Origin of the sequence: Thalassotalea insulae (genome assembly GCF_030161395.1) — a bacterium.
GTDB lineage: Bacteria > Pseudomonadota > Gammaproteobacteria > Enterobacterales > Alteromonadaceae > Thalassotalea_E > Thalassotalea_E insulae.
The window spans coordinates 4,343,434-4,370,179 of the sequence record NZ_BSST01000001.1 but is presented as its reverse complement, the minus strand read 5'-3'; the positions used below and the strand labels follow the sequence as shown (position 1 = coordinate 4,370,179).

Genomic DNA, 26,746 nt, shown 5'->3' with positions numbered 1-26,746 from the left:
AAAATAGCATGCTTAAAATACCAATAAAAACAAATGAATAGCGTATTATTGATGTATTTGTAGTGTTAACGTGTGATTTTTAGTCAATGACGCATTAATGCTAAATTACTGTGTATTACTATGGTGGGGGTAATAGTGTAGATAAAAATAAGCAAGAGAAAAATAAGGAAAATATCCAGTTACAACGAAATTAAATATTTACATAGCGCCTCTAATTAGTATCTTTTACAATATGTCACTTTGTCGTGATTCTTATATAAGCAAGTATCTTAATGACCCAAAACACCAATAAACATCAAATTGATTTATTAACCGATCCTGTCGGGCAAACATTAAAACAAATGACCATTCCAATGATTTACGGCATGATTTTGTTGATGACGTTTAATTTGGTTGATACGTTTTTTGTCGGTTTATTAGGGACTCAACCACTGGCGGCGATTAGTTTTACCTTTCCTATAACCTTTACTGTGATCAGTTTAACTATTGGTTTAGGCATTGGGACTTCCGCGGTAATTGCTAAATCACTTGGAAAAAAAGACGATAAATTTGCCAAATGCTCTGCAACGTCAGCGTTAATATTGGCGGCAACAGTCGTTGGTATTGTTTCTTATATTGGTTTTATTTTTAGTGATGAAATTTTTACCTTGCTCGGAGCGCGAGAAGAGTTATTGTCTTTGATCCGGGATTATATGGATGTTTGGTTTGTTGGTAGTGTCTTTTTGATCGGCCCGATGATCGGTAATTCAATTCTTAGAGCAAGTGGTGACACTAAAACCCCCAGTATTATTATGGGCGTAGGCGGTGTGATTAATGCGATTTTAGATCCACTATTTATTTTTGGTTTAGGACCTGTGCCGGCGATGGGAATACAGGGCGCGGCGATAGCCACGTTAATTTCTTGGTTAGTAGGCTCTACTTTTGTGCTTTATACCATAGGTTATAAGCGGCATTTAATACATACCTCGTTAGTGTTTATCAAAACATTTGCCCAATCGAGTAAAGCGATTCTGCACATTGGCTTACCTGCAGCAGGGGCTAATATGCTAACGCCAATTGCTGCTGCAGTATTAACGGCAATCGTTGCTACTTATGGTGACTCGGCAGTAGCGGCATTTGGTGTTGGTTCACGTATCGAGTCCATTGCTTGTTTAGTGGTGTTAGCAATGTCGATGACGTTGCCACCATTTATCAGTCAGAATTTTGGTGCTGGCAATATGCAGCGGGTCGAAGAAGGTTATAAAACCTCGATTAAGTTCGTCTTGCTATGGCAGGTACTTATTTATGTAGTGCTAGTGTTATTAGCGCCTTGGATTGCGGATGCGTTTTCTAAAGAGCAGTCGGTAGCTGATATTATTAAATTGTTTATTTGGATATTACCGTTAGGTTATGGGTTACAGGGCATTATTATTTTAACTAACTCTTCGTTTAATGCCTTACATAAACCTATGGTGGCGTTAATGCTTAGCATTGTTCGATTATTTATCTGTTACGTGCCGTTGGCGTATATCGGTAGTCGGTTATATCAGCTAGAAGGCTTTTTCATCGGTGCATTATTAGGTAACCTAGTGATGGCAGCGATTTCTTATTATTTTTTCTCTAAGCAATTTGAACAAAGCGTAATTGAAGCAAAGGCAGTCTCTTAATGAAATCAATGGAACTCGTTTCAGATTACACGCCAAATGGCGATCAGCCTGCGGCGATATCTCAGTTATTAGAAGGTATAGAATCAGGATTAGCACACCAAACTTTGCTTGGCGTAACAGGCTCGGGTAAAACTTTTACTGTCGCTAATGTGATCGCTCAGCTTAATCGTCCCACTATGATGTTGGCGCCAAATAAAACGCTAGCGGCGCAGCTCTATGGCGAAATGAAAGAGTTTTTTCCTAATAATGCGGTTGAGTACTTTGTTTCATATTATGATTATTATCAGCCAGAAGCCTATGTGCCAACCACAGACACTTTTATAGAGAAAGACGCGTCGATTAATGAACATATCGAACAAATGCGCCTGTCGGCAACTAAGGCGCTATTAGAGCGTCGTGATGTTATTATTGTTGCTTCGGTCTCTGCAATATACGGCCTTGGCGATCCAGATTCTTACCTTAAAATGATGTTGCATATCAGTCAGGGCGATATCATTAACCAGCGGGATATTTTACGGCGTTTGGCGGAATTACAATACACCCGTAACGATGTTGCGTTTCAACGTGCTACCTATCGTGTCAGGGGCGATGTCATCGATATTTTTCCGGCGGAATCTGATCGGTTAGCGATTCGGGTTGAGTTGTTTGATGAAGAAATTGAGCGAATTAGCCAGTTTGATCCGTTAACTGGAGAAGTTGAGCGTAAATTGGCACGAGTAACTATTTATCCCAAAACCCATTATGCTACGCCACGTGATAAAATTCTTGCAGCTGTAGAAAATATTAAGATTGAATTAAAAGATCGCGCACAAAGGCTAAAAGATAATAACAAGTTAGTGGAAGAGCAGCGCATAGTGCAGCGGACACAGTTTGATATTGAAATGATGACTGAGCTAGGCTACTGCTCGGGGATTGAAAACTACTCGCGATATTTATCAGGCAGAGCCGCAGGGGAAGCACCGCCAACCTTGTTTGATTATTTGCCGGATGATGGCTTGCTGATCATCGATGAATCGCATGTCACTGTGCCGCAAATAGGTGCGATGTATAAAGGTGACCGATCGCGGAAAGAAAACTTAGTGGAATATGGTTTCCGCCTGCCATCGGCATTAGATAACAGGCCGATGAAATTTGAAGAGTTTGAATCGTTAGCGCCGCAAACTATTTATGTTTCAGCCACGCCGAGTAATTATGAGTTGGAAAAATCTTCGGGTGAAGTGGCTGAGCAAGTTGTCAGACCAACCGGGTTGTTAGATCCTGTGGTGGAAGTACGGCCTGTCGATACTCAGGTGGATGATTTACTTTCAGAAATTCGCTTACGGGTTGCAGTAGGTGATCGGGTGTTAGCCACGACACTGACCAAACGTATGGCGGAAGATCTTACCGATTACCTAGATGAACATGATGTTAAAACCCGGTATTTGCATTCAGATGTTGATACTGTTGAGCGAGTAGAGATCATACGGGATTTTCGTTTAGGGCATTTTGATGTATTAATTGGTATTAACTTGCTCAGGGAAGGGTTGGACATGCCTGAAGTGTCGTTAGTGGCAATTTTAGATGCTGATAAAGAGGGATTTTTACGCTCTGAGCGTTCACTGATCCAAACCATTGGCCGGGCGGCACGTAATATTAATGGTAAAGCGATTTTATATGGCGATCGTATTACCGGTTCAATGCGTAAAGCGATTGATGAAACCGATAGGCGTCGAGAAAAACAACATAGTTATAACCTAGAAAATAATATTACTCCGATAGGGGTGAAACGTAAGATTGCTGACGTTATGGATGTGGGTGATACGCCTGAACAAGCACTGATAAAAAGCAAACAGCGAGCGGCAGAATCAGACGCAGAATATCAGGTGATGACGGTTGAGCAGATTGATCAACAGGTAAAAGTACTTGAAAAAACAATGCTAGATCATGCTCAAAACCTTGAATTTGAACAAGCCGCAGCGCTAAGAGATCAGATAGCGAAGCTACGCCAACAACAACTGTTGGCGTGATACTCCTCAATGTAAGTGATGTCGTTCGAACATAGTATAACGGCTGATGATGTTTGATATTGCATCACTACTGCAGTGGGTTAATTGACTGATGTCCTCAATGATTTTATCTTGAACATCGACAGGGAACAGCATTAGCTGTTCTAAATACAGGTGTGCCTGTGTTTCATTGTTATTATTTAAAAATTCAGCTATACGATTAGCATGGTTCTTCCAAATAGCACTCATAAACAACGTCCTCACATTTTACCTAAGCTAAGGCCGCGTCAATGCTACCTTAGCCTTTTAAGTCTAGAACAGTGGAATGTATTTTTTATACAAAAATAATCTTAAAAAATATCTACGAAAAATAACTATTCTATTAAAAGTTAATTGTTTGTTATTTCATACTTTTCTAAACGGTATAAAAATGCTTTATATGACATTTTTAAGTATTTTGCCGCCTTTGTACGGTTACCTTGATGCATTTTTAGTGCTTGCGACAGACAATGTCGTTCAAAATTTTCCCAATTAAAGCTTTTAGCCGGGAGTTTAAAGTCGGGTAGTTCCTGGTCGATATCGACCGACTGATGGAAGCTGTCGGTGAGTTCTTTCTGATCCTGAAGCAATACAAATCGTTCGATGCGATTGGATAACTCTCTGACATTGCCGGGCCAATGGTATTCAAATAATTGGCGATAAAGGTCGGCATTTAATTGGGGTGGTTGGCAATTATGTTGCCGAGCATGTAACTGAATAAAATGATCGGCTAGTAGTGCGATATCCTGCTGTCGTTCTCTTAACGGCGGCATTTTTATTGGCACAACATTGAGTCGATAAAATAAGTCTTCCCTAAATTTTCCCTGTTTAACGTCTTGCTCCAGGTTTCTGTGAGTGGCTGCTATCACTCTGACATCTAATGACGTTTCTTGATTGCTGCCGAGGCGCGTGATGGTACCTTCTTGTAAAAAGCGCAATAAATGTGCTTGTAGTGAAGGGGAAAGCTCGCCGATTTCATCAAGAAAAATAGTCCCTTTGTTAGCAGCTTCAAAGCGGCCGATTTTGGTGGAGTTAGCACCGGTATAGGCGCCTTTTTCTGCGCCAAAGAGCTCTGCTTCTGCAATCGACGCGGCAATTGCGCCACAGTTGATTGCGATAAATGGTTGCTGATGACGAGGGGAGTTTTCGTGCAATGCTCGGGCTGCCAGTTCTTTACCTGTGCCACTTTCGCCCAGGATCAAGACGGTGGCATTAGTCGTAGATATTTTCTCGATTCGTTGATAAACCGCCTGCATGGAAGGCGTTTTTCCGACTAACCCAACCAGTTTTTTTTGTTCGCTAAGCTGAGCGCTTAATGCTTTATTCTCTCTTCTGAGGGTTTTGGCTTTTAGCGCCTTATCTATGGTGAGTAGTAGTTCCTGACGCTTAAACGGTTTAGGCAGGTAATCGTCGGCACCAAGTTGCAGGGCTTCTACTGCATGGTTAATAGTGCCGTAGGCGGTAGCAATAACAAAGCCAGTATCCGGGTAATTTTTGCGAATATAGTTTAGCAGTTCTAGACCGGAAAGTTCGCCGAGTTTCCAGTCTGAAAAAATGACATCAAAGTGATGCGTTTTGGCTAATACTATTGCTTGTTCAACACAATCCGCACTCTTAACGTAAAACTGACTGGCGCTGAGAATGTCACAGATTAATTGACGCTGCTCGGCATCATCTTCCACCACTAAAATCTGATTGAGTTTATTTTCACTCATTGTTTGCTCCAAAAACTACGGTTGCCTGACAGCCGATAACTTGTTGCTGTTCAACAATGTTACTTAGGGTGATTGAGCCATGATAATGCAAAGTGATCAGGCGTTGTGCAATATAAAGCCCCATACCGGCACCTTCAGATTTACTCGATACATGCGGTTGAAATAACTGTGACTTTATATGAGGGGCAAGTCCTGAACCTTGATCTTTAATGATCAGAGTTGTTTGTTGCTGCTCATTTTCCGAGGCTTGAATCATGACTGTCGTTTCTGGTGCACTAGCTTCGCAGGCATTGTAAATTAAGGTGTGAATGATACTGCGAACTTCAGATTCTGCGCCAACGATCTTAATATCCGTATTGATCTCAAGAGTAAAGTTAATCACCTTATTACCGCTTGATTTATATTCCAGAATTATATCCTGTATTACCGCTAATAACGGGATCCGCTCGTTGCGGCAAATGCCCATAGTAGTTAAGGTTAATAAAGCTTTAATGCTTTTATCAACATTCGCTATTTTATGTTGAATGGTGGTGATGAGTTGGCGTTTTTGCTGATCGCTTAATTGTTCATCATTTAACTGTTCTATAGAAAGTCCTATGGTGTGAATTGGGTTGCGTAGTGCGTGTGCCAGCCCTCGACTGACTTCGCCAAGTTCTGCTAAATGCTGGATCTCTTGATGTTGCTGCTCTGTTTCACTTAATTGTTTAAGACGTGTCACCATTTGATTAAATTGTTGTATGGTTTGGCGTATTTCTTTTACCCCTTGTTCTTTGACCTGATACTGATAATCGCCTTTTGCTAGCCGATGAAAAGCATGGCTGAGTGTCTTTAACGGTTTATTAAATTGAATACTGAGCCAATACGCAAAAATGAGCCCTAAAATACCGACAATGACCAGAGTCAGTTCAATGTATTGAAACAGTTTATCGCTCTTAGTTGAGCTATAAGGTTTAACTTTGGTATGACTGAACACTCGGGGTGGTTTAACTACAATCGTCTGTTGATTATCGTTTTTAACTTGTTTTACCGTTTCTTGATGGAGCTGCTCTATCAGAACATTAAATTCTTTTTTTAATTTCACTTTATTTAAGTGCTGCGTCAATATCGTTTCTGAATGTGAATTAGGCAAATGTTGCAGGTTTTTTTCGGTTTCACCGTCAAGGGTAATAATTTTTACTTTAGTTGCTGGTTGAGTGTTATTTTTTTCAATGGACGGGGGGAATATTGCTGCTTCGTTTTCCGTAAGTTTTTCAACTGCTAATTCAATAACTTGCTTGCTGTATAATCGTGCTTTTTGATCAACTTCGCTTGCGAGATTGTTTTCGATCCAGTTGATAATAACTAGCTGGATAATAGTGATAAAACAAATCAAACAACCAATGAGGATAAATAAGTAATTTCTTAATGACATAGTGTTTTCTTTTTAGTGGTGGGAATTGTTTAGCCGATTGCAAATTACAGTAACAAGTATAATGCCAAGTTACTTAAAATATTTATAGTAGTTAAAACAAAATGTTAGCTGAAATATTTTATTGTTAGTGCAATATGGATTTCAGTGTTTCCTGATATCGGGAAATTTAAGTACTGATATCAGGAAATAAGTGCTATTTATGAATCATTGTTTTTAATTAATCGATTGTTATTTATAAGAAAATATCTGTTGGTATAGTAATCGCAATATGCTGTTTAGTGTTTCAATAGTAACTAAATAAGGAATAACGATGAAACTTTTAAATAAAACAGTATTAGCACTTGGTTTTTCTGTTGTTGGCGCAGTTAGTAGTATGTCAGCGCTTGCGGTTGCCGCAGGCACAGAAAGTATTGTTCATGAGATTAAAGTTAAAGCGAGTGATAGCGAGCAGGTACAAGTGTTTGTTAATGCTGATGGTGATACGAGAAATTTTCAATTTTCACATGACGTTTTACAGGACGAAGGCAAGCTGGCTGAGGCGCTAAAAGAGTTGCCACAAGAGCTAGGTGAGAAGTTAACTCTTTTATTAACAAATTTTGATAATAGCAACTTAGATTTTGACTTTGATATTGGCAATGATGGTGACCATGTGGTGATGGTTAAGCTCCATGGTGAGCCAGGTAGTAATATCGAACAAAAAGTGATGAAAACGTTCAAGCATACTAAAGGTGAACATAAAGTGGTAAGAATGAATCATCACGATAAACTATCAGCAGACAGTGTGATCCGGTTATTGAAGCATGGCAAGTTTAGTGCGGAAGACTTGGATAAAATTCAACAAGCTTTAGATGCCAAACGTTGAGAACTATTTAGGCTAATATAAACCACATCATGCCACTTACTTAATCGTCAGTGGCATTGCCAATTTTATAAGAGGTGCTCAATATCTTTGGTTAGTTTTTCCGGTTTTACCGTTGGCCCGTAGCGTTTAACTACCTGGCCGTTACGATTAATCAGAAATTTGGTGAAATTCCATTTGATGTTTTTTGTGCCTAAGATGCCTTTTGCTTCTGATTTTAAATATTGATAGAGCGGGGCGGTGCTATCACCATTGACATCTATTTTATCCATTAACGGAAAACTGATCTTGAAATTAAGATCGCAAAATTGCTTGATCTCTTCGTTATTGCCTTTTTCCTGCTGACCAAACTGGTTACAGGGAAATGCCACTACCACTAAGCCTTGATGTTGGTACTTTTTATAAAGCTGCTCTAAACCAGCATATTGCGGAGTGAAACCACAGGCACTGGCTGTGTTAACTATCAATACGACTTTGTTTTTATATTGGGCTAGATTAATGGCTTCTTTGCGGTTATTGAGTACGTCAAAATCATAAATAGAATCAGTCATATTGTTGTTATCACTTTTCTGGTCGGAGCTGTTGAGTGTCAGCATAGGTAAAGCTATAAGATATGTAAAGTAAATGCTAGAGCTTTATTTATCGGTTTTGTACACTAGATTCAGTTTAAATTGACAGGAAGTAACATGAAAAAAGTTGCATTTATTGGACTCGGGGTGATGGGATATCCTATGGCCGGACATTTAAAAAACGCCGGTTATCAGGTTTGTGTTTACAATCGCACTGAGGATAAAGCTAAGCGGTGGGTGAAAGAATTTTCTGGGCAAATGGCAGCCACACCAAAGGAAGCTGCTCAGGGCTGTGATATTGTGTTTTGTTGTGTTGGTAATGATGAAGATGTCAGAGAAGTCACGTTAGGTGATAATGGTATTTTAGCCGGTTTAGCTGGCAATGGGATTTTAGTGGATCATACAACGGCGTCGGCTGAACTGGCGCGAGAACTTGCCGAAGTAGCGAAGGGGCAAAATGTTGATTTTATAGATGCACCCGTCTCAGGCGGACAGGCTGGCGCAGAAAATGGTGTGTTAACTATTATGTGTGGTGGTGAGCTGGCGGTATTTGAACAGGTTGCGCCCGTGATGGAGGCTTATGCACGTTTTAGTCAGTTAATGGGGGGGGCAGGAGCTGGCCAGTTAGCAAAAATGGTCAATCAAATTTGTTTTGTTAACACTGTACAAGGGTTGGCAGAAGGCTTGAATTTTGCGCAAAAAGCGGGGTTAGATACTGATAAACTCATTGAGACTATTTCTAAAGGTGCTGCCGGTTCGTGGCAAATGGACAATCGTGGAAAAACCATGTGTCAGCGCTCATTTGATTTTGGCTTTGCCGTAGATTGGGTGAGAAAAGATCTTGGAATGGCATTTGATGAAGCAAAAAAAATTGGTGCTGATCTAACTATTACTAAACAGTTAGATGGCTATTATCAGGAAGTACAACAGATGGGCGGTAACCGCTGGGATACTTCTAGTTTAATCGCCCGACTTGATAAATCAGACTAACCTTATATTTATAGTAGAAAAAGCATGCAGAGCATTAGAAAACACCAATATTTGACACATTTTAATGCTCATTCTTTTTGCTAGAAATATTAACTGAGGCAAAATTTTGTTCCTGCTGTAATAACGTGCAGGCGTTAACTTGTTGATTGAAATCTTGCAAAAAAGTTGGGTGCTTAGCTAAGAAGGCTTTGCTGAAATAAGCCCCCATTGGGTGCTCTTCCAGTGGTATTTCAAGGAATTCTTCCTGTGTATGGCCTGATTGTTCTATGGTTTGGAGAAAGACTAATCCATTTTCCAATATAGCGTCAATTCTGTGATGAAGTAATACCTTTAATAGCGCTGCGGTGTCTCGCGTGGTGATATTTATTTGAAAACCATGTTTGCGTAGACTGTTTAGCGCATTTGAACCCTGTCTAGCGCCAGTGGTTAAATGTTGTTTGACATAATCGGCAGTGTAGGTGTTTACTGGTTGGTTGAGCTGACTTTTAAGTAAGTATAAGCTGCGTCGTTGAGGCAAAAACACTTTGCTTTGTACGGCGTATTGATCTCGTTGCTTGCTATGTGAAGCTGAGAAAAAGCCATCTAACTCTCCGGTTTTAGTCATTACCTGAGCGCGTTTCCATGGAAGTTTACTGATAGTAAAGGGTTGATTGATGCGCGCCATAATACAGGCAAATGCTCTGACTGACAGGCCATCAGAACCTTTATCCGTGCTTAAGTGATAGGGAGCCCACTCAATTTCTGTTCCCATCCGGACAATATAATCGGGTTCATTTGCCAACGAAGTAATAGAAAATAACAGTAAAAAAGCGCACAACTTAGCTCGCATGATAAAAACTAACCTCAATAAATAACCGCCATAATTTCTGGCGGCGCATTATACTTGGAGTGGTTGTGTTATGCGACCTTTTATAGCAATTATTGGTTAAAATATCGTCTATAAAAGGTGTCGGGAAAGCTTCGAATAAAGTAATGATGCGACAATGATTTGGCTTTTAGTCGATGCTAATGGACAAATTTTTGCAGCTGCTTGTTAATTTTATTGACCGAATTATTAATTTCTGATGCTAGTGCTAATAACTCCTCTGTTCGAGTATTGGTTTGTTGCGAGACATCACGAATATCGTCAATATTATTCGACATATCTTGAGTTACATCTGTTTGCGTTTGTGCTGCTTGCGCCAATTGCGTATTTTGCTGCTGAATGCCGCTGATAGCATTCGTTACTATGTCTATCATTTCAGTGGTTTCAACCGCTGTTTGGTGGCTTAATTCAATGTTTTTATTGCCTAGCTCGATAGTGTGAACTGCGTTTTTCGCGCCTTGTTGCAATTGCTCAATCATGGAATTGATTTCTTCAGTCGACTCTTGGGTACGACTGGCCAATGTTCTGACTTCATCAGCAACCACAGCAAAGCCACGACCTTGTTCTCCGGCGCGAGCAGCTTCTATTGCGGCGTTTAATGCCAGTAAGTTGGTTTGTTCAGCGATGCCACGGATCACGTCTAATACGCCGCCAATGTTTTGGCTGTCGAGCTCTAATTGATTGACAACTTTTGCCGCATCTTGCATTAATGTTGAAAACTCTTTTACTGAGTTCAAGTTTTGTTCAACGGTACTACGTCCTTTACTGGCATTTTGTTGGGTTTCTTGTGAGCTTTCGGCTGTTAGTTTAGCAATTCCTGACATTTCTTCTGTTGAGTGATTCATTTGAGTGACTGAGTCACTCATTATTTCTGTTGCCTGGTATTGCTGGGCTACATCTTGCTGGGTTTGTACTGAGATAGACTCCATGGCCTTGGTGTTTTCTGCCAGCTGATCGACTTGCTGGTTTATGCGTCCTAAGGTTTTGGAGAGCTGCATCATAAATTGGTTGAATGCGGTGGCGATAACGCCAATCTCATCATTAGGTTGGTCGTTAAGCCGTTGACTTAAATCGCCATCACCATCGGCAATATCGACTAAAGCACCGTGTACATCACGTAAGCGATTTGAAATAAGTTTTCTAAACATAAAGAACAGCAAACCGACGGTTGCTACCAGTACAAGAATAATGATAGTGGCAATTTGATTATTCAAACTAGTGGCATTGGCCAGTTGTTTATCTATCGGCACTTGAACTTCTAATACACCGCGCACATCATTGAGTTTCCAGCCTGTTTTTGGGGTGTCAGGATGGGAATTGTGACAATTAACACAGCCTTGTGCCACCATAGTATCGGCCAATGCGACTCTAACGGTTTCTTTGCCGTTAATAGTTTCTACCGTCGTAAAGATTTGCTTGGCGTTGTTATTTAATGCAGTCCAGGCTTTTTGACCAAAACTATCGAGTTTTCTCGATGCTCTGTTTGGGAAAGGGTAAGGACTATAGAGTTTTAACGAAATAATGCCTTTTTGTGAGTATTCGTTACTAATATCATGAATAAAAGTGGCGGGTAATGGTATTTGGTTGGCATTTTCTTTATGGTTGTAATGGGGTTTAAACTCATTACCGTTGACAATTTTTTTGATGATGTTCTTGGTGTAATAACCCCGTATTAATTTATATTGCTTAACCGTGCTTTCGGCTGAGGCAATGGCAGTATCTATGGCATTGTCTTTGGTGACCTTAGGCACATATGTACTCAAAACAACTAATACTAATATCAGAATAACAACAAGAGGAGAAAACAGCCGTGTACTTAGCTTTTTAAAAAAGTTACCCGTCATTGCTTTTGCCTTTGACTAATGTTCTTTCTATAAAGCAAAGTGTAGTTCAAAAATTTTAAATGGTTGTTATTTATCTGTTATTAAGTTTAGCTATTTTTGTGGCTAATAATAAGGTTTGCTTATGGGGGCAATTGTTCAATTTATTTTTATCTTGCTTAATTATGTATTGTCCAAACTTCTCCACATAATTTATTGTGCTTAAAACTTTACAGAGCTTTATTATATGCTCTTGTTTACAATTATGTAACAATGCGCCGCCTGTAAAAGAAGAGAAAACCTAATTCTGATTTATTCTTTTTTGTATCAATAAAATAAAGCGATGGATATGTTTCTAATATGAAGTATATCCCTTTTAACTTCTATATGCTTACCTACTATTGTGAGTTGTGGTGGTCCTCCATCGTTAAGCCACTACCTAAAATTGAAATAATCTCTGCTGAATATAATGATAAATAGACAGTAAAAAACCGCCAAATTTGGCGGTTTTTTTATTTAGTGTAGATATTATTGCTGGAGATATTGATATAGGGCTTTTAATACCTGCATTTTTGTCTGGTTAGATTCATGTTCATGAGCCAGGTTTTCAATTTTTATCATAAATTCATCGGCCGATAACAAGCCTTTACCGCCAAATTGTAGCTTGTTTTGGCAATGAGTTTGCCATTTTAGTTGCTCTTCATTTGATAATGTTTGCGGGTAGTTTCTTGCTCGGTATCTAAATAGCAAAGTAGGTAATCGTTGATCCTGAAAATTAAACGGATGATGTGCAATCTGCTCGACTGGCAACTGATGCAATGTTTCCATTTGTGCTTTATCACTGTGAGAGAAAAAATTGCCACCATAAAGGGCATGCTCAGCATCGGGTGTTTCGTCTTCAAATTCATTTGAGCTAAATACTTCAGAGAGTTTGTCACGTACTTCCAGATGCTGTTTTAATTTTGCTAAATTTTCTAAACATAGTTCACGGGGAATATCTAATCGAGCGGCATTTTCCGGTAATAGGGTTTTCGCCGGTGCTACTACCGGGCATTTATTGATGTGAATTAATTTAACCGGGATTGGTAATTCATCTTCTGCCAGGTCATCGTAACGGGTATACAAACGCTGCTTTATTTCTTCGCTTGATAGCTCTAATAAAGGCGTAGGATCACGCGCTAAATCTATCGTAATCACTGCATTTTTATTGACTGGATGGTAAGCAACCGGGGCAAACCAGCTGGTACAACCATGTTGAGAAGATATTTTACTCGAGGTATGCACAACCGGTGTCATGTTGTAAACGTCAATTAATTCGCTGACTTGCTTTTTATTGCGTAAATTGAAAATAAAGTCATAGAGTTTGGGTTGTTTTTCTTTGATTAACTTTGCCATCGCAATGGTAGCATAGACATCACTCATCGCATCGTGAGCCGCGGCGTGTTCAATGCCATTGGCTTTAGTGAGTAACTCTAAGCGAAAACTTACTACTTGCTCGCCAGTTTCTTCATTGGCTACCGTCGGCCATTCAATGCCTTCAGGACGCAATGCGTAGCAGGCACGTACCATGTCGATGATGTCCCACCGGCTATTACCATGCTGCCATTCCCTGGCATAGGGGTCATAAAAATTACGATATAATAGGTAACGCGTTACCTCGTCGTCAAAGCGAATGTTATTGTAACCGGCGACACAAGTGTTTGGTGCTGAAAATAGAGTATGGATTTTATCGGCAAATTCAGCTTCTGTTAGCCCTTCAGCTAGTGCTTTTTGCGGTGTGATACCTGTGACTAAACAAGCTTCTGGCTGTGGTAAATAATCCTGTGGTGGCTGACAATAAAACATTTCAGGCTCACCAATAATGTTTAAGTCTAGATCGGTGCGAATACCGGCAAATTGTGCTGGTTTGTCGTATTTAGGGTTAACTCCCCAGGTCTCATAATCGTGCCAGAGAATACTTGGCTGTTCGCTGGAGTTTATAGTTGTCTTTGTCGTCATATATACTTTGTTGTAACCCTATCTTATTTTTATCGTTATCGTTGGTTGTTAAAGTCTACAGTTGTTTCAAAGGTAAAACTACAACTGTGCATCGTATTGCTCATCACGGTAGTGTAGTTTTGCACTCTAGATGGAGTATTCATTTGAAGCTCAATTAATATTAGTGCCATATAATAAACGAAGACAAGTTAGAATTAGAAATACATTCTAACTATTCGACTGAATTTTCTCCGATAATCACTAGTTGAGATTTTAGCTAAAGGTATTGTTTAGTCTGAACAATAAGTACTCTCGTTGGTTCTCATAATATAAAAATGTGAAGAAATTATGTAGTTATATAGGGCAGGTCAAATCATTAACTCATTTGAATTTAGAGATTGCTAACCGCCGCCAGCCGATAGTTCACGTTAATGGGCTAGCAATAGAGAAACACGATTAGCAATAAACCAAGCATTTACTTAGGGGGTATGCCCTTGGGGAACAATAAAGCAAATTACTAACATTTTATTACTAACTGGTCATGCGTTTTTGAGAGTACCTAGTTATATCCTAACTTATGAATGCTTCGCGTTTGGTGGAGAAGCATAAATTGGTATGACACGTGATGCTATACTCAAGCTTATTGTTATTATTAATAAAGTTATAAAAAAACAACCTAGAGGTGGATGAAAAATATACAGTTAGGCGGTTAAAATGTCTTTCCAAGTGTGTTATTATAGCTCGCACTTTAGTCAAGATGGTTCAATTTAATATTATTTTTAAGTGCATTAACTTCCTTCTAAATCATGGTGCTTGCCAAAAGCAAGTTGCTAAATTCATCTGCCAGAGAACTTGTGTCATTAACACTAAGGTCGATATGCAGAATTGAGTTATCTCATATAAATAAATAGTTCTTAAATCATCGTTGGATCTGTGATACTTAGGTAATTGGTAATCTAAGTTCGGAGTTCAATCACGTCTTTCAAAAACAGGTTGGTATATAGTGGCAAACACTAACAGTAAAGGTAAATGGAATCGCATTGTCTTAAAAGTAGGTAGTGCATTGATCGCGCCAAATAAAAAGGGTTGTAGTTCACGTTATTTGCTCGGCATTGCAGATTTTATTGTCAAATGCCGCATGCATGGCACTCAAGTCGTATTAGTTTCATCAGGTTCGGTTGCTGCGGGCTCTTCTTCATTTGATACCAGTAAAAAGCGTTCTATTGCGGTGAAAAAAGCGATGGCGGCAAAAGGGCAAATGGAGATGATGGCTTCCTGGGATCGGCTATTTGATTTTGAAGTTGCCCAACTGCTATTAACTCAAGGTGACTTGCAGATTCACGAGCGCTACGAAAGCATTCGCGAGACTGCGTTTGAGTTATTAAATAATGATATTTTGCCTATTGTTAATGAAAATGATGCGGTGACGTCAGACGAACAAAAAGTAGGGGACAACGATAATTTATCGGCGATGATAGCGGCTGCGGTTGATGCTGAATGTTTGATCATCTGTTCGGACGTTGAGGGGTTGTATACCGATAATCCTAATACCAACAAAGACGCGGTATTATTAAAAGAAGTTGAAGTGATTGATGATCGTATACTCGCTATGGCTAGCGGTCCGGATAGCGCGGTTGGCACTGGCGGTATGCGGACCAAGTTGGAAGCGGCAGAAAAAGCCACTTCGAATGGTATTTTAACTTACATCGTTAATGGCTTAACAACGGTTAGCTTTAATCAGCTGTTTGCCGGTAATAATCCCGGCACTAAGTTTTTACCTTTTAAGCAACCTTTGGATGACAGAATTCATTGGATGACCCACACATCAAAAGCACAAGGAGAGGTGATCGTTAGTAATGAAATTGGTGAACAGGTTGAAGACGATGCACTTAGTTTTGATCATAGTGATATCGTCAATGTTGTCGGGGACTTTTCCAGTGGTGAAACCATTTTAGTGCGGACAGAAAAAGGTAAGAAACTTGCTAAAGCTACCAGTCAGCATAGCAGTTGTGTGTTGAATTTGATGCTGAATGAAGATGTCGACGAATCAGCAATAGAATGGCAAGAGGACAATCCGATTATTTCAGAAAATACATTAGCAATTTTGGAGGAAAAATGACAGATATTCGCTTATTAGCCAAACAGGCCGCCCAAGCGGCTAAAAAATTATCGTTACTGAGTAGTGAAGAAAAAAATCACGCCTTGGCTAAAATGGCAGATGCATTGGCAAATAAAAAACAAGAGATCATATCTGTTAACCTCAAAGAAGTCGCACGGGCAAAAAGCAATGGTTTAGATAGCGCTATGCTAGATCGTTTAACCCTTACTGATGAACGCATCAACGATATGGTTAATGGCATACGAGAAATTATTGCCCTTGATGATCCTGTTGGCATGAGTCGTACTCTAGGCAAACCACCCAGTGGCATTGATGTCAAAAAAGTGCGAGTACCACTAGGGGTTATTTGTATGATCTATGAAGCGCGCCCTAATGTCACGGCAGATGCTTCGGCACTTTGTTTTAAATCCGGTAATGCGGTTATTTTACGTGGTGGTAAAGAAGCACTGGATACCAGTTTAGCCATTGCCGGGGTATTACAGGGAGCATTGGAAGCCGTTGGTTTGCCTGCTGCTGCGGTTACCGTGATCCCAGATCCAGATCGCGCTTTAATGATGGATTTAATTCAACAAGATGATTTAATTGATCTGGTGATCCCTCGCGGCGGAGAAGGCTTGATTCGTTTTGTTACTGATAATAGTAAAATCCCTGTTATTCAACATTTTAAAGGGGTCTGCCATTTATATGTCGATAATGAAGCCGATTTAGACATGGCAGAGCAATTACTGAGAAATGGTAAAACGCAGCGTACCGGTGTGTGTAATGCGCTTGAATGTGTACTAGTCAATAAAGAGATAGCCGCAGAATTTTTACCCCGAATTGCGCAAATGGCTCAGGAAAAAGACGTTAAGATTAATGCCTGTAAACTTTCAGTTGCTTATTTTGACCATGCAACTGAGTTGCAAGACGATGAGTTCGGTGAGGAATATTTAAGCCTTGAACTTGCGGTACGGGTGGTAAATGATTTTGATCAGGCGTTGCAGCATATCGATGAGTTCGGTAGTCAGCATACTGAAGTGATCTGTACCCAAAACAGTGCCAAAGCAGAATTGTTTCAACGTAGTGTTGATGCTTCTGTAGTGATGGCCAATGCTTCTTCACGATTTTCTGACGGCGGTCAGTTAGGATTAGGAGCAGAAATAGGGATAGCAACCACTAAGCTACATGCTTATGGTCCAATGGGGTTAGAAAGTTTAACAACGGAAAAATATGTAGTTACCGGGCAGGGGGAAGTACGCTCTTAGCTTAAATATAGTTACCTATTTCATTATCTAAAGTGTGCATAGTAGTATCTGTAATCTTATCTGACTTTTAAAACTTAGGGTCAGATAAGATATATTGAACATTAGATACCCATTATCGGAACTCCCTGTTGTGCTTGAAAAAACCTTATTAATAAATGCGTTAGACCTCATTTGAGCTTGCCAAAAAAGCCCATTATCAACGATTAGTGCAAGCGGTAAATGAGGTGATGCCCTGAGATACCATGGCGTTGCCGGAACTAGAAGGAGAAGAGCTAGTACCAGTTGCCATAGATGGTTTATCGTCACAAGTATTGGAGATGCGCGTTAATCCGCAAGAGCATCCAAGGTTATAAGCGATTTTTTCTTCTGACAAACCTTCCGTTTTGATGCTGACTCCAGCTACCCAGACTCTTACGATGGATTATTAGCGACATAACCTAAACGAGCGCTTGCCTGTCCATGATTGTATGAGCTGTAGCTTATATGTCGAAGAAAACCTGGTTTTGGGGAGGGATTGCCGATAATTGGCTGGCATTTGCTGGTGCCTGGGTTTTACGATTTATTTGGTTAAATATTTGCTGATACTAAGGTGATTATTAAGGATTAATTTGTACTTTAATGAGTGTTTTTATTGAGGAATATATTAACAAACCAGCTGGATATTCTCGCCAGTAATTGTACGTTAAAGTATTACATAGCGCGCTATATATTATCGCACCATAGTTGTTGGAAATAATTTTACTGGCTATACCTTAACTGTTACTTCTACTTAGATGAATTAATAGGAGAGGTTATGGATAGGAAGTTTGTTTTAACCGGTTTAGTTTATGCTGTGATTGGTTTGACGTTAGGTATTTTTATGGCAGCATCAAAAGATCATGGTCAATTGGTGACTCATGCGCATATTATGCTGGTGGGATTTGTGGTTTCTTTTATTTATGGACTCTGTCATAAATTGTGGCTAAATAATAATGTTTCCACTTTAGCTAAAGTTCAGTTTTATTTCCATCAGGCCGGAACTCTGGGGATTGTCGTCGGCTTGTTCCTTGTTTATGGGAAGTTCGTTGCTCTGGAAATCATGGATCCTGTGTTGGCTGTTGCTTCAATAGCGGTATTCATTGCTATGGTGCTAATGACTGTACTTTTTAATCAATCAAAAAACTTAATAAGCTAACTTGTATACGTTAAATTAGTCAAAATGTGATTGTGAAGCAGGATTGTCGTGGATTTTGTTTTGTTGCTTGATTTGATACATACGTTGATCTGCCAGTTCAACCAGTTGCTCTACAGGATCTTCGTGGCTGGTGGCATAGCCGCAGCTAAACGACAGTGTAATTTTTTTATTTAGGTAGCTAATATGCTGCTGTTGTATTTCTTCCATAAGTTTTATCGCAAAAGGTTGGCAGTAGCTGACATTAACGTGTTCAAGCAAAATAATAAATTCATCACCACCAATTCGGGCGATAATATCGCTGGTTCTGAAACTTTGTTGTAAGAAATTGGCAACTGCTTTGATTAACTGATCGCCAGCATCGTGCCCTAAGGTGTCGTTAACTTGCTTTAAGCCATTAATATCAATAAGCATGACGGCAAAATGCTCCTGACGTAAAAGAAAACGCTGCTTAAATTGGGCATATGTTTGTTCAAAGTAATGGCGGCTAAAGAGCCCTGTCAGGGCATCAGTATTGGCCAGTTTTGACAGTTCGCTTTGTAGTTGCAGTTCTTGTAATCTGGATTGCAACGAAGTAACAAATATTTCTATCGAACGGGCTTGAAAACTTTGCTGATCAATTTTTGGGGTCACTATATAACCTAAACAGTTTTTTTCCCTGTGAATAGCTGTTAAGTGATAGCCTGACTTGAGCTGGTTGATCTGATGAATTTCATCCAGATCTAAATGTATTTTTTCCAAGTGTTGCTGCTCAATATAATGTAAAAATTCTGGATTAGCGCGTTCGAGAGACGTAAAACCTGATTGAAAGTTACTGCGATAAATCACTAAGCCAATAGGCTCGTTTAAAATACCAAAAGCTAGCCCTAGGGTTAAACAGCCAATGACCTCAATATCTTCCTGTCTTCTGATATGCAGATCATAGTTGATCAGGTTCTGCAAAATTTCTTTGTGGGTATCTCCTTGTTTAACACTCGATTGTAGCGCTTCTGTTAGCGAGGTGAGCTTGAGGTTATTGTTACTTAAACTATTAAATTGCTGTTGTATGGTTTGTGACATTGAATGTAATAGCTGTTTAAGCTCATGAAATTCCTTATAATGTGCTGTAGTGTCGATAATAACAGCTTGATTACTATGCCAGTCGATTTGTGTTATTTGTTGGGTTAGCTGTTTAAGTTCATCTATAGGCTGAATAAGGCGTTTAATAATAAATTTAGCCGATATTAAAATGACTGCTAACAGCATCAGGGTATATATCAAATTCTCTTGTTCTTTGCTTATCAGCGCAGAGAAGGAAAGTTCAGAGCTGAGATCGCGTACAACCTCAATAGTAAACGGATCATTATTACCTATAACAAAGTTTGTTTGGTAGCTAATGTGGCTATCGGTTAATGTTAGCGTTTTATTTTGATAAATTAATTTTTGATGCTGATACAGTGATATCTGCCCCTGCTGTTTGCTGCCAATGGTGTTGAGTAGCGCATTAATAAATTGCTCTAATGGTAACGTTGTAAATAGCATTCCGGTCACTTCAAACGGAGTAATCAGTGATTCTTTTGGATGCAGTATTGGTCTGGCTGCTGCAAATAGGTAGTTATCGCTACCATTGCTATCAGGGACAATAAGTATTTTGACATTAGGCTCGTTGATTGTTTTTTCATCGTTGAACATAGTGTTTAGTGTTTCGCTAAATGGAGATAAGTCGATTGCCAACGCCTGATTAGGTCTAGCTTCTATCTGAAACAACTCTCTGTCTAACATCATGATATTGCTAAAACTTGGATAGTTATCGAGAAAGCTTTGCAGCTGATTAATTACTTTGACACTCATAATGTCAACAGTAGATGAGGTAATGATGCTGCCATCACTGGCAATTCTATCTAGTGCAGAAAAGCTGGATTCTAAGTTTGTTCTTAATTTAGTTAATTTTTCATTTACATCTAGAATGAGTTGTTGCTGACCAAATTCAATGGCTTGGTGTTTAGAAGTGTGCAACTGATTGAATGACAACCAAATAACCGGAACAATCGCAAATAACCAAAGTAGAGCGGTTAATACCGTGCGAAAACTTTTCATGTTATTGATTTTTCCGCTGGTTATTTGTGGCGATCCGTTGCATCAATTGAGCGGATTGTTCGGCATTCATCACTCCTGCCTGATGGCGCAAAAAGCCTTTACGTAGTGCAGACCAGGCATAACTCATCGTGCTATCGGATGACATCAATTGTGCATGGCTTAACCCTGTGACCAGCTCTTGCACTAAAGGGGATTGAGAATTTTTAATGCGGTTAAATACCGCTTGATGTACAGGAAATACTTTCATTGATAGCCAGATTTGTTCTTGAGCTACCTGCTGTTGAATAAAGTTAACTAATTTTTGCAATATAACTTTTTTAGGACCCGTTAAGCTGTTATTGGGAAAGGCCAGCACGTGGGTACTAAAATAAGACACTAATGGGGTTTCGGGTGCTATGGCAGGTAGTTGTGCAATACCTAAATTATCCCCCAGGGTTGCCTGATATTCTTTAAAGGCCCAGTCACCATTAATGGTATAGGCGAGTTTACCATCTAAGAATAGTTGTCTGGCACATTGGTAGTCACAATTTTTATCAACCAGATTATCGTCAGCAAATTGCTTATAGTAGTTTAATGCGTTTATCATTGCTGGACTATCTAATGATAGTTGCCCATTAGCTGTGATCACATCTCCACTATAGGCATTAAAAAATGGCGAAAACCAGTACATTTCTTGATAGTTCCAGGCGATAAATCTTGTGTTTTGCTTAACTTGCTTTTTAGTGGAAAATTCGCTTTTTTGCTGTTTTATTTCTTGCCAGCTGGTTGCCGGTTTGTCGATATAACGTTTATTGTAATAGAGTACTAGATGGTTGCCTTGAATCACCGGGATACCATAGATTTGGCCATCACTTTTAACACTTTGCCAAAGCTCGTTGCTAATAGCGCTAGACTGATAGTTTTCTGGAATGACGCTGTAGTGCATTAATTGATGGAGACCAATATGATCTGCCGGGATCATCACAACATCAGGGGCATTGCCTTTTTCAATATAGGCTAAAAGGTTGACTTTTAAGTCGCCCTGATTTGCCCATAACCTTTCAATTTCGATATTTTCTTGTTTGCTGAAAATGTCGATAATATGCTCGAAGCGTTTTCCTTCATAAGTAAAAACAAATTTAATAACTGGAGAGCAAAAGGCGGGGACCGCAAATAGCAGTAAACATAATAACAATCGAATCATATGGTTAATGGCGATAGCTAAGACTTTACTTCAGTGTAGCAGTGCACTAGCACCATGGCAATAAACACAGGCTATCGGCCTGAAATGTTAGTTGGTAGAGGTATAACTAATTTTTATCTTTATTTGTTTACAGAAATTTAACATTTGCTATTGAATTATTTGAAAAGTTGAGCGACATTTACAGGTCTTACTATCTGGTGCATTGCAAAGCACCAGAAAATGCAGGACGCATATCATTTTGCCGCAATTGAAGGATACGTATGAAACTTAACTTATTAACGGGTAGTGCCTTATTGACTTGTTCATTGTTGACCTCAGCAGCACAAGTTAATCGACAACTGACACCTGCAGATCCGGGTGTGATCAATAAAGAAGCTATTCTTTATTGGTTAGAACAAAGAGGAGAGCTAACCGTTAACGCCAGTGATGCAGAGCGGTATCAGGCGATTAAACGCTATCTAGGAAAAAAATCGTTTAAACCAAGAACGTTACCTGGTCGTTATGGCAAACAGCAAATGGCGATACAGTCGTTGGCTTATCAAAAAGCCAAACAATCCGTGAATAAGTCAGGAAAAAATGCTAGTGCTTACCGTATAACGCGCCAACAAGCGATAACAGAAGCTAAAGTATTAGCAATAATGATTGATTTCCCTGACCACCAGGCGAATGTCAGTAATTATCCAGTTTCTCATTACAGTGAGCTTTTATATGCTAACGACGGTGTCGCGCAAGATATCAACTCAGTATACAAGTATTATCAGGCCGAATCCGGTGGTACGCTTAATTTTAGCGGTACAGTTAATGGCTGGGTCAGAGCAGATAGTAATGCCGCCGATTATGGTGCGAATGATCCTGAGAATAACGATGATGATATTAATGTGCCGGCGTTAATCATAGAAGCGGTGACCAAGGCCGTGGCTGAGTATGATATTGACCTAAATGATTATGATTTAGATAACGACGGTATTATAGATCATGTGATGGTATTTCATTCCAGCATAGGCGAAGAAGCTGGTGGCGGCACGTTAGGTGAAGACGCTATTTGGTCGCATAGTTATGTAGTGACTGATGAGAATAACTTACCAGTGACTGTATCAGGAACAAATAAGAAGCTTTATCGCTATACCATTAATCCACTTGATGCACGTATCGGTGTGGTTTCTCATGAATTTGGTCATGATTTAGGTGTACCTGATGAGTATGATGTTGATGGTGGAGATATTGGCTCACCTGTTGCGGATTGGTCAATTATGGCATCTGGTAGCTGGGTGGATGGCGGTGCTCATCCTTCCGGCTTTAGTCCTTATGCGAAAGATTATTTTCAAATTCGTTACGGCGGTAACTGGATCAATCAGCAAGAGTTGGCATTTGATGCGTTAACCAGCCAATCTATCGAGCTTGTCAGTGCAACTAACCATAGCGCAGGGCAAATAAATCAGGTCAAAATAAACTTACCGGGGACAGGAACCGAGTTTAGCCCATATGCCGGTCAATATCAGTACTATTCAGGTGAAGGCCATGACCTTAACAGCAGCTTAAGCTTTGATGTTTCCCTGCCCGCTGGTAGCTCTATACTCACTATGAAGGCTCATTGGGATATTGAGACCGATTGGGATTATGCAGTGGTAAGTGTTAATGACACTGTGATCCCGGGTAACCATACCACTGAAGACAACCCTTTGGAAGAATTGCCCAATGTTCACCATTATATTTCCGCGTCTTCCAAGGCGGTAGCAGGCGCTGAAGGAGAATTAGGCTGGGTGGATTTAATTTTTGATCTTGCTGCTTATCAAAACCAAACCGTCACCATTAAAATTGAATACATCACCGATACTTATGTCAGCGAATATGGTTTAGTCATTGATGAACTTAAGGTAGTAAGTAACGAAGAGGTTATTTTTTCAGCGAATGCAGAAACTGCTGGCAGCGAGAGTTTGGCTGGCGGTTTTATTCGTACTCAGACTTGGAGTCAAAACCCACAGTATTATTTCATCCAGCTACGTGAACATGACCTCACTGATAAGTATTTGCTCAATGAAAACTATGATCATGGCGTGTTAATCTGGTATCACAGCCCTGGAGTGAAGGATAATCAGGTCAATAGTCATCCAGGAGATGTGTTGATTGGTGTGGTAGATGCGGATCAAAAACCGATTAAACAGGGAGGAAGTTATCGTAATACTAATTTTCAAATCAGTGATGCGGCGTTTAGTCAATATCCTCAGTCGGTTTGGGTGAATGGTGATGACCAACTAGCGGCGGTTTCCAAGTTTGATGATACGCTAGATTATTCCGCGCCTTACCAGCCTGCTTCCGGTATTAATCTGCCAACGTTAGGACTGACGATGGAAATCACCAGCCAGCAAAGTGATAGTTCTGCAGCAATTATTAGCTTAACTAAATCGTTGACAGCGCATATTGGTGCTGAGCAACATGGCTTAACTGTTTCTTTTACGGTTAATGATGACAATGCTATTGCTGATACCAGTTATTTTTGGAGTATGGGCGATAATACCAACATGACTGGGGCTAGTATCACTCATACATATGCACAAGCGGGCGAATATGATGTCAGTGTCAGTTATCAAACAACTAACGGTGAAAATACCCTAGCTAAACAAGTGGTAGTCGGGGAAACTATTGAGGGAGACTTCTCGGTCAGTATTAATGATAAGGATGCCACTTTTACTCCTGAATTAACCGGTGGTTTTGGCGATTACGTTTATCGTTGGGATTTTGGCGATAGTAGTGAATTCTCAAGTGACGCAGTGCCAAGCCATAATTATCAAGCTTATGGCAGTTACCAAGTTAGCTTAACGGTAACCGATGATACGTTGCAATCCTTTGTCTTTACTAAAGAAATCACTCTAGAAAGCATGTTGACTGCCTCATTTAGCTCAAACACGAATAACTTAGTGGTTAGCTTTACCTCTATTGTTGCCGGCGGTGACGAAAACTATAGCTACGCTTGGAATTTTGGTGATGGTGCAACAAGTACTGAGGAAAACCCTAGTCATACTTATTCAGTGGCAGGAAGCTATCAGGTAACGTTGACTGTTTCTGATGGGGCTGGGCAACAAGTTGAAAACAGCGTATCAATAACGGTGACAGAAGCGGTAGTTGTTACGCCGCCGTCAACTACCAGTAGTAAAAGTTCAGGTGGTGGCTCATTTGGCTGGCTACTGCTGCTGTCCGCTATTAGTGTTTGTTACCGAGTTCGTAAGAATTAGCTTTCTATCAGTAATATACTGCAAAAAATATAAACGTCAGCTCAGCAATGAGCTGGCGTTTTTCATTTTGACAGCCACACAGTCTTTTCTTCATGGTTAGATAGCCTTAATTTAGCAGGTATAAATCAAAGCGAGAAAAGGAAATCTCACTTGGAAATGGATGTAATCATCGCCAGTGAATTAGCTAACTGATCTTCTATACAAAAGAGACTTAAATTAATACTTTATGGAGATATATGATTTTTAGAGAAAGTGGTACGTCCGAGTGAATTTGATACTTTTGTGACATTATACAAATCAATAGGTTATATTTAAGTCTTTGATTTTATGTTATATCGTAATAATCGTTATTAGTGTTAATTAAACGACTGTGGTATTAAATTGGTACTTTTTAGTAATTTGAAGGTGATTTAGATAATGTGTGGACGATTAAATGTTATTGATGACCCGTTAACTAAAATCGTTAGTGATATATTAGGCATTAAGTTTAGCACATCGTCAAATAACAATCTTTGCCCAACTCAACAAGTGTCAACTGTAGCGAAAGAAAATGGATATTTTCAAGTAAATGCAACATGGGGAATTAAACCTGATTGGTCTAAAAGTCTATTAATAAACGCACAGAGTGAAACCGTTCATAAAAAGTCTACGTTTAAAAATTCTTTCTTGAATCATCGTTGTTTAGTGCCATGCTCGGGGTGGTATGAGTGGCGTTTAGAAAGTGGTAAAAAAGTTAAGTATTTATTTGAACATAGTGATAATCAGCCTTTATTCATGGGAGGAATTCTTTATCACCCTCATGCTCCTCAACTTGTGACATTAACAGTCAGACCTAATGAAAAATGCAGTCAGTATCATCATCGTATGCCGTTATTAATCGAACCGGATAACTTTGATTATTGGTTTCATTCAACGCCTGAAGAATTAATACCGTTAATGTGTGCGGTAGATGATGATTTAGTGAATGTTTTAAAATGTTAAACTGTTCTATTGCCTGTATTTTTTATTAATGTATGATTTACATTGAATTTTTTGTACCTTACAAGGTTGATTACCTTGCAAGGTCTTACTAATAAATTGTTAGATGATTAATCAAGTTTGGAGCATTAAGGAATATTTATGGCAACTATTAGACTTGCAGTAATAGAACGAATGAAAAAGAATTTCGACCAAACTGCTTTCTCAAGACATATGTTTGATTTTTCAATAAACCAAAAAGATCACATATTACAAGTGACTTTCCTCGGAAATGAAAAATTTCAATTTACTATAAAAGAAGTATCTCCCCCAAAGCAGAATAGATTTAAGTTTGTAACCATTGAGTCACCGGGCGATGTTTCAAATGAAGTTGAACAATTTGATCACGAAACTTTAAATAATGCTCAAAGTAGAGCTCACAGTTGGGCTGTTCGTATTGAAGAAGATTATAGAATTGCTGCTCCTGAAGATAATGAATTAGAAAATTTCAGAACCGAATTTTTTGCCAGTTTTGATCACAGTAAAACAGCAGATGAACATTTTACGGAAGATGAAAAATCAGTTGTTACTAAAAAAATGAAAGAGTTTGAGAAAAAGTTAGCAACTCTTTATGAAGAACGACACGCAAATCATCAACAAATGAATGAAATGCGTAGACAAATAGAGATGCTTAAGAAAAGTGTCGAAATATTGGATAAGAGAACTTGGTTATCAGCTGCATGTAATCGAGTTTTTGATATTGTTAAAGAAGTGAAAGGTGCTAAAAAGGAAATATCAAACCTTCTTGGCGATATGAGTAATTTGTTGCCTGATAATTCTTCAGTCACAGAAGAAAGCCAAGATGAAGTGGCTTAAAATCATCTAACAAG

19 protein-coding genes are annotated in these 26,746 nt (G+C 39.4%); 10 read left to right on the top strand and 9 right to left on the bottom strand.

Annotated features, from left to right (window positions below; translation table 11 throughout):
- Window positions 1-272: 272 nt before the first annotated feature.
- Together QQK06_RS19550 and uvrB are read left to right on the top strand one after the other, a co-directional pair.
- Window positions 273-1,646: an MATE family efflux transporter gene (locus tag QQK06_RS19550; RefSeq protein WP_284246526.1), complete on the top strand. Its 1,374-nt coding sequence runs from the start codon at window positions 273-275 to the stop codon at window positions 1,644-1,646.
- Window positions 1,646-3,652 carry an excinuclease ABC subunit UvrB gene (uvrB, locus tag QQK06_RS19545; RefSeq protein ID WP_284246524.1) on the top strand — a complete coding sequence of 669 codons (2,007 nt, stop codon included), beginning with the start codon at window positions 1,646-1,648 and terminating at the stop codon, window positions 3,650-3,652. The genes QQK06_RS19550 and uvrB overlap by 1 nt, the downstream gene beginning before the upstream one ends.
- A gap of 6 nt (window positions 3,653-3,658) precedes the next feature.
- Here uvrB and QQK06_RS19540 read toward each other — a convergent pair whose 3' ends face one another.
- The 3 genes from QQK06_RS19540 to QQK06_RS19530 form a co-directional block, all read right to left on the bottom strand.
- Entirely contained in the window at window positions 3,659-3,880 is a 222-nt protein-coding gene (locus QQK06_RS19540; protein ID WP_284246523.1) for a hypothetical protein, read from the bottom strand.
- A gap of 140 nt (window positions 3,881-4,020) precedes the next feature.
- Window positions 4,021-5,385, bottom strand: coding sequence for a sigma-54-dependent transcriptional regulator (locus tag QQK06_RS19535; RefSeq protein ID WP_284246522.1), 1,365 nt, complete (start codon window positions 5,383-5,385; stop codon window positions 4,021-4,023).
- Window positions 5,378-6,796, bottom strand: coding sequence for a sensor histidine kinase (locus tag QQK06_RS19530; protein ID WP_284246521.1), 1,419 nt, complete (start codon window positions 6,794-6,796; stop codon window positions 5,378-5,380). Before QQK06_RS19530 ends, QQK06_RS19535 begins: the two co-directional genes overlap by 8 nt.
- Before the next feature lie 310 nt (window positions 6,797-7,106).
- Here QQK06_RS19530 and QQK06_RS19525 point away from each other — a divergent pair, with 310 nt between their 5' ends.
- Window positions 7,107-7,658: a hypothetical protein gene (locus tag QQK06_RS19525; RefSeq protein WP_284246520.1), complete on the top strand. Its 552-nt coding sequence runs from the start codon at window positions 7,107-7,109 to the stop codon at window positions 7,656-7,658.
- A gap of 65 nt (window positions 7,659-7,723) precedes the next feature.
- Here QQK06_RS19525 and QQK06_RS19520 read toward each other — a convergent pair whose 3' ends face one another.
- Window positions 7,724-8,206: a glutathione peroxidase gene (locus QQK06_RS19520; protein WP_284246519.1), complete on the bottom strand. Its 483-nt coding sequence runs from the start codon at window positions 8,204-8,206 to the stop codon at window positions 7,724-7,726.
- Window positions 8,207-8,341: 135 nt separating this feature from the next.
- Between QQK06_RS19520 and QQK06_RS19515 the strand changes: the two genes are divergently transcribed.
- Window positions 8,342-9,214, top strand: coding sequence for an NAD(P)-dependent oxidoreductase (locus QQK06_RS19515; RefSeq protein WP_284246518.1), 873 nt, complete (start codon window positions 8,342-8,344; stop codon window positions 9,212-9,214).
- 61 nt (window positions 9,215-9,275) lie between these two features.
- Here the strand turns inward: QQK06_RS19515 and QQK06_RS19510 are convergent, their stop codons facing one another.
- The 3 genes from QQK06_RS19510 to sbcB form a co-directional block, all read right to left on the bottom strand.
- On the bottom strand, window positions 9,276-10,043 hold the full coding sequence (locus QQK06_RS19510; RefSeq protein ID WP_284246517.1) for a substrate-binding periplasmic protein: 768 nt from the start codon (window positions 10,041-10,043) through the stop codon (window positions 9,276-9,278).
- 176 nt (window positions 10,044-10,219) lie between these two features.
- Window positions 10,220-11,923: a methyl-accepting chemotaxis protein gene (locus tag QQK06_RS19505; RefSeq protein WP_284246516.1), complete on the bottom strand. Its 1,704-nt coding sequence runs from the start codon at window positions 11,921-11,923 to the stop codon at window positions 10,220-10,222.
- A 504-nt stretch (window positions 11,924-12,427) separates the two neighbouring features.
- A complete protein-coding gene (gene sbcB, locus QQK06_RS19500; protein ID WP_284246515.1) occupies window positions 12,428-13,897 on the bottom strand; it encodes an exodeoxyribonuclease I in 1,470 nt (489 codons plus the stop codon).
- Window positions 13,898-14,879: 982 nt separating this feature from the next.
- Between sbcB and proB the strand changes: the two genes are divergently transcribed.
- The 3 genes from proB to QQK06_RS19485 all read left to right on the top strand — a co-directional run bounded on the left by proB (window position 14,880) and on the right by QQK06_RS19485 (window position 18,413).
- Entirely contained in the window at window positions 14,880-15,995 is a 1,116-nt protein-coding gene (proB, locus tag QQK06_RS19495) for a glutamate 5-kinase (RefSeq protein WP_284246514.1), read from the top strand.
- A complete protein-coding gene (locus QQK06_RS19490) occupies window positions 15,992-17,239 on the top strand; it encodes a glutamate-5-semialdehyde dehydrogenase (protein WP_284246513.1) in 1,248 nt (415 codons plus the stop codon). Before proB ends, QQK06_RS19490 begins: the two co-directional genes overlap by 4 nt.
- A gap of 793 nt (window positions 17,240-18,032) precedes the next feature.
- Complete coding sequence (locus QQK06_RS19485) at window positions 18,033-18,413, top strand: TonB-dependent receptor (RefSeq protein WP_284246512.1); 381 nt, start codon at window positions 18,033-18,035, stop codon at window positions 18,411-18,413.
- A gap of 15 nt (window positions 18,414-18,428) precedes the next feature.
- Here the strand turns inward: QQK06_RS19485 and QQK06_RS19480 are convergent, their stop codons facing one another.
- Together QQK06_RS19480 and QQK06_RS19475 are read right to left on the bottom strand one after the other, a co-directional pair.
- Window positions 18,429-20,486 (bottom strand): sensor domain-containing diguanylate cyclase, encoded by a 2,058-nt coding sequence (locus QQK06_RS19480; RefSeq protein WP_284246510.1) that lies wholly within the window; start codon window positions 20,484-20,486, stop codon window positions 18,429-18,431.
- A gap of 1 nt (window position 20,487) precedes the next feature.
- Window positions 20,488-21,669 carry a sugar ABC transporter substrate-binding protein gene (locus tag QQK06_RS19475; RefSeq protein WP_284246509.1) on the bottom strand — a complete coding sequence of 394 codons (1,182 nt, stop codon included), beginning with the start codon at window positions 21,667-21,669 and terminating at the stop codon, window positions 20,488-20,490.
- Window positions 21,670-21,929: 260 nt separating this feature from the next.
- On the opposite strand from QQK06_RS19475, the gene QQK06_RS19470 reads away from it, so the two are divergent.
- The 3 genes from QQK06_RS19470 to QQK06_RS19460 all read left to right on the top strand — a co-directional run bounded on the left by QQK06_RS19470 (window position 21,930) and on the right by QQK06_RS19460 (window position 26,732).
- Window positions 21,930-24,899 carry a M6 family metalloprotease domain-containing protein gene (locus QQK06_RS19470; RefSeq protein ID WP_284246507.1) on the top strand — a complete coding sequence of 990 codons (2,970 nt, stop codon included), beginning with the start codon at window positions 21,930-21,932 and terminating at the stop codon, window positions 24,897-24,899.
- Window positions 24,900-25,316: 417 nt separating this feature from the next.
- Entirely contained in the window at window positions 25,317-25,880 is a 564-nt protein-coding gene (locus QQK06_RS19465) for an SOS response-associated peptidase (protein ID WP_284246506.1), read from the top strand.
- 138 nt (window positions 25,881-26,018) lie between these two features.
- Entirely contained in the window at window positions 26,019-26,732 is a 714-nt protein-coding gene (locus tag QQK06_RS19460) for a hypothetical protein (RefSeq protein WP_284246505.1), read from the top strand.
- The last annotated feature ends 14 nt before the right edge of the window (window positions 26,733-26,746 follow it).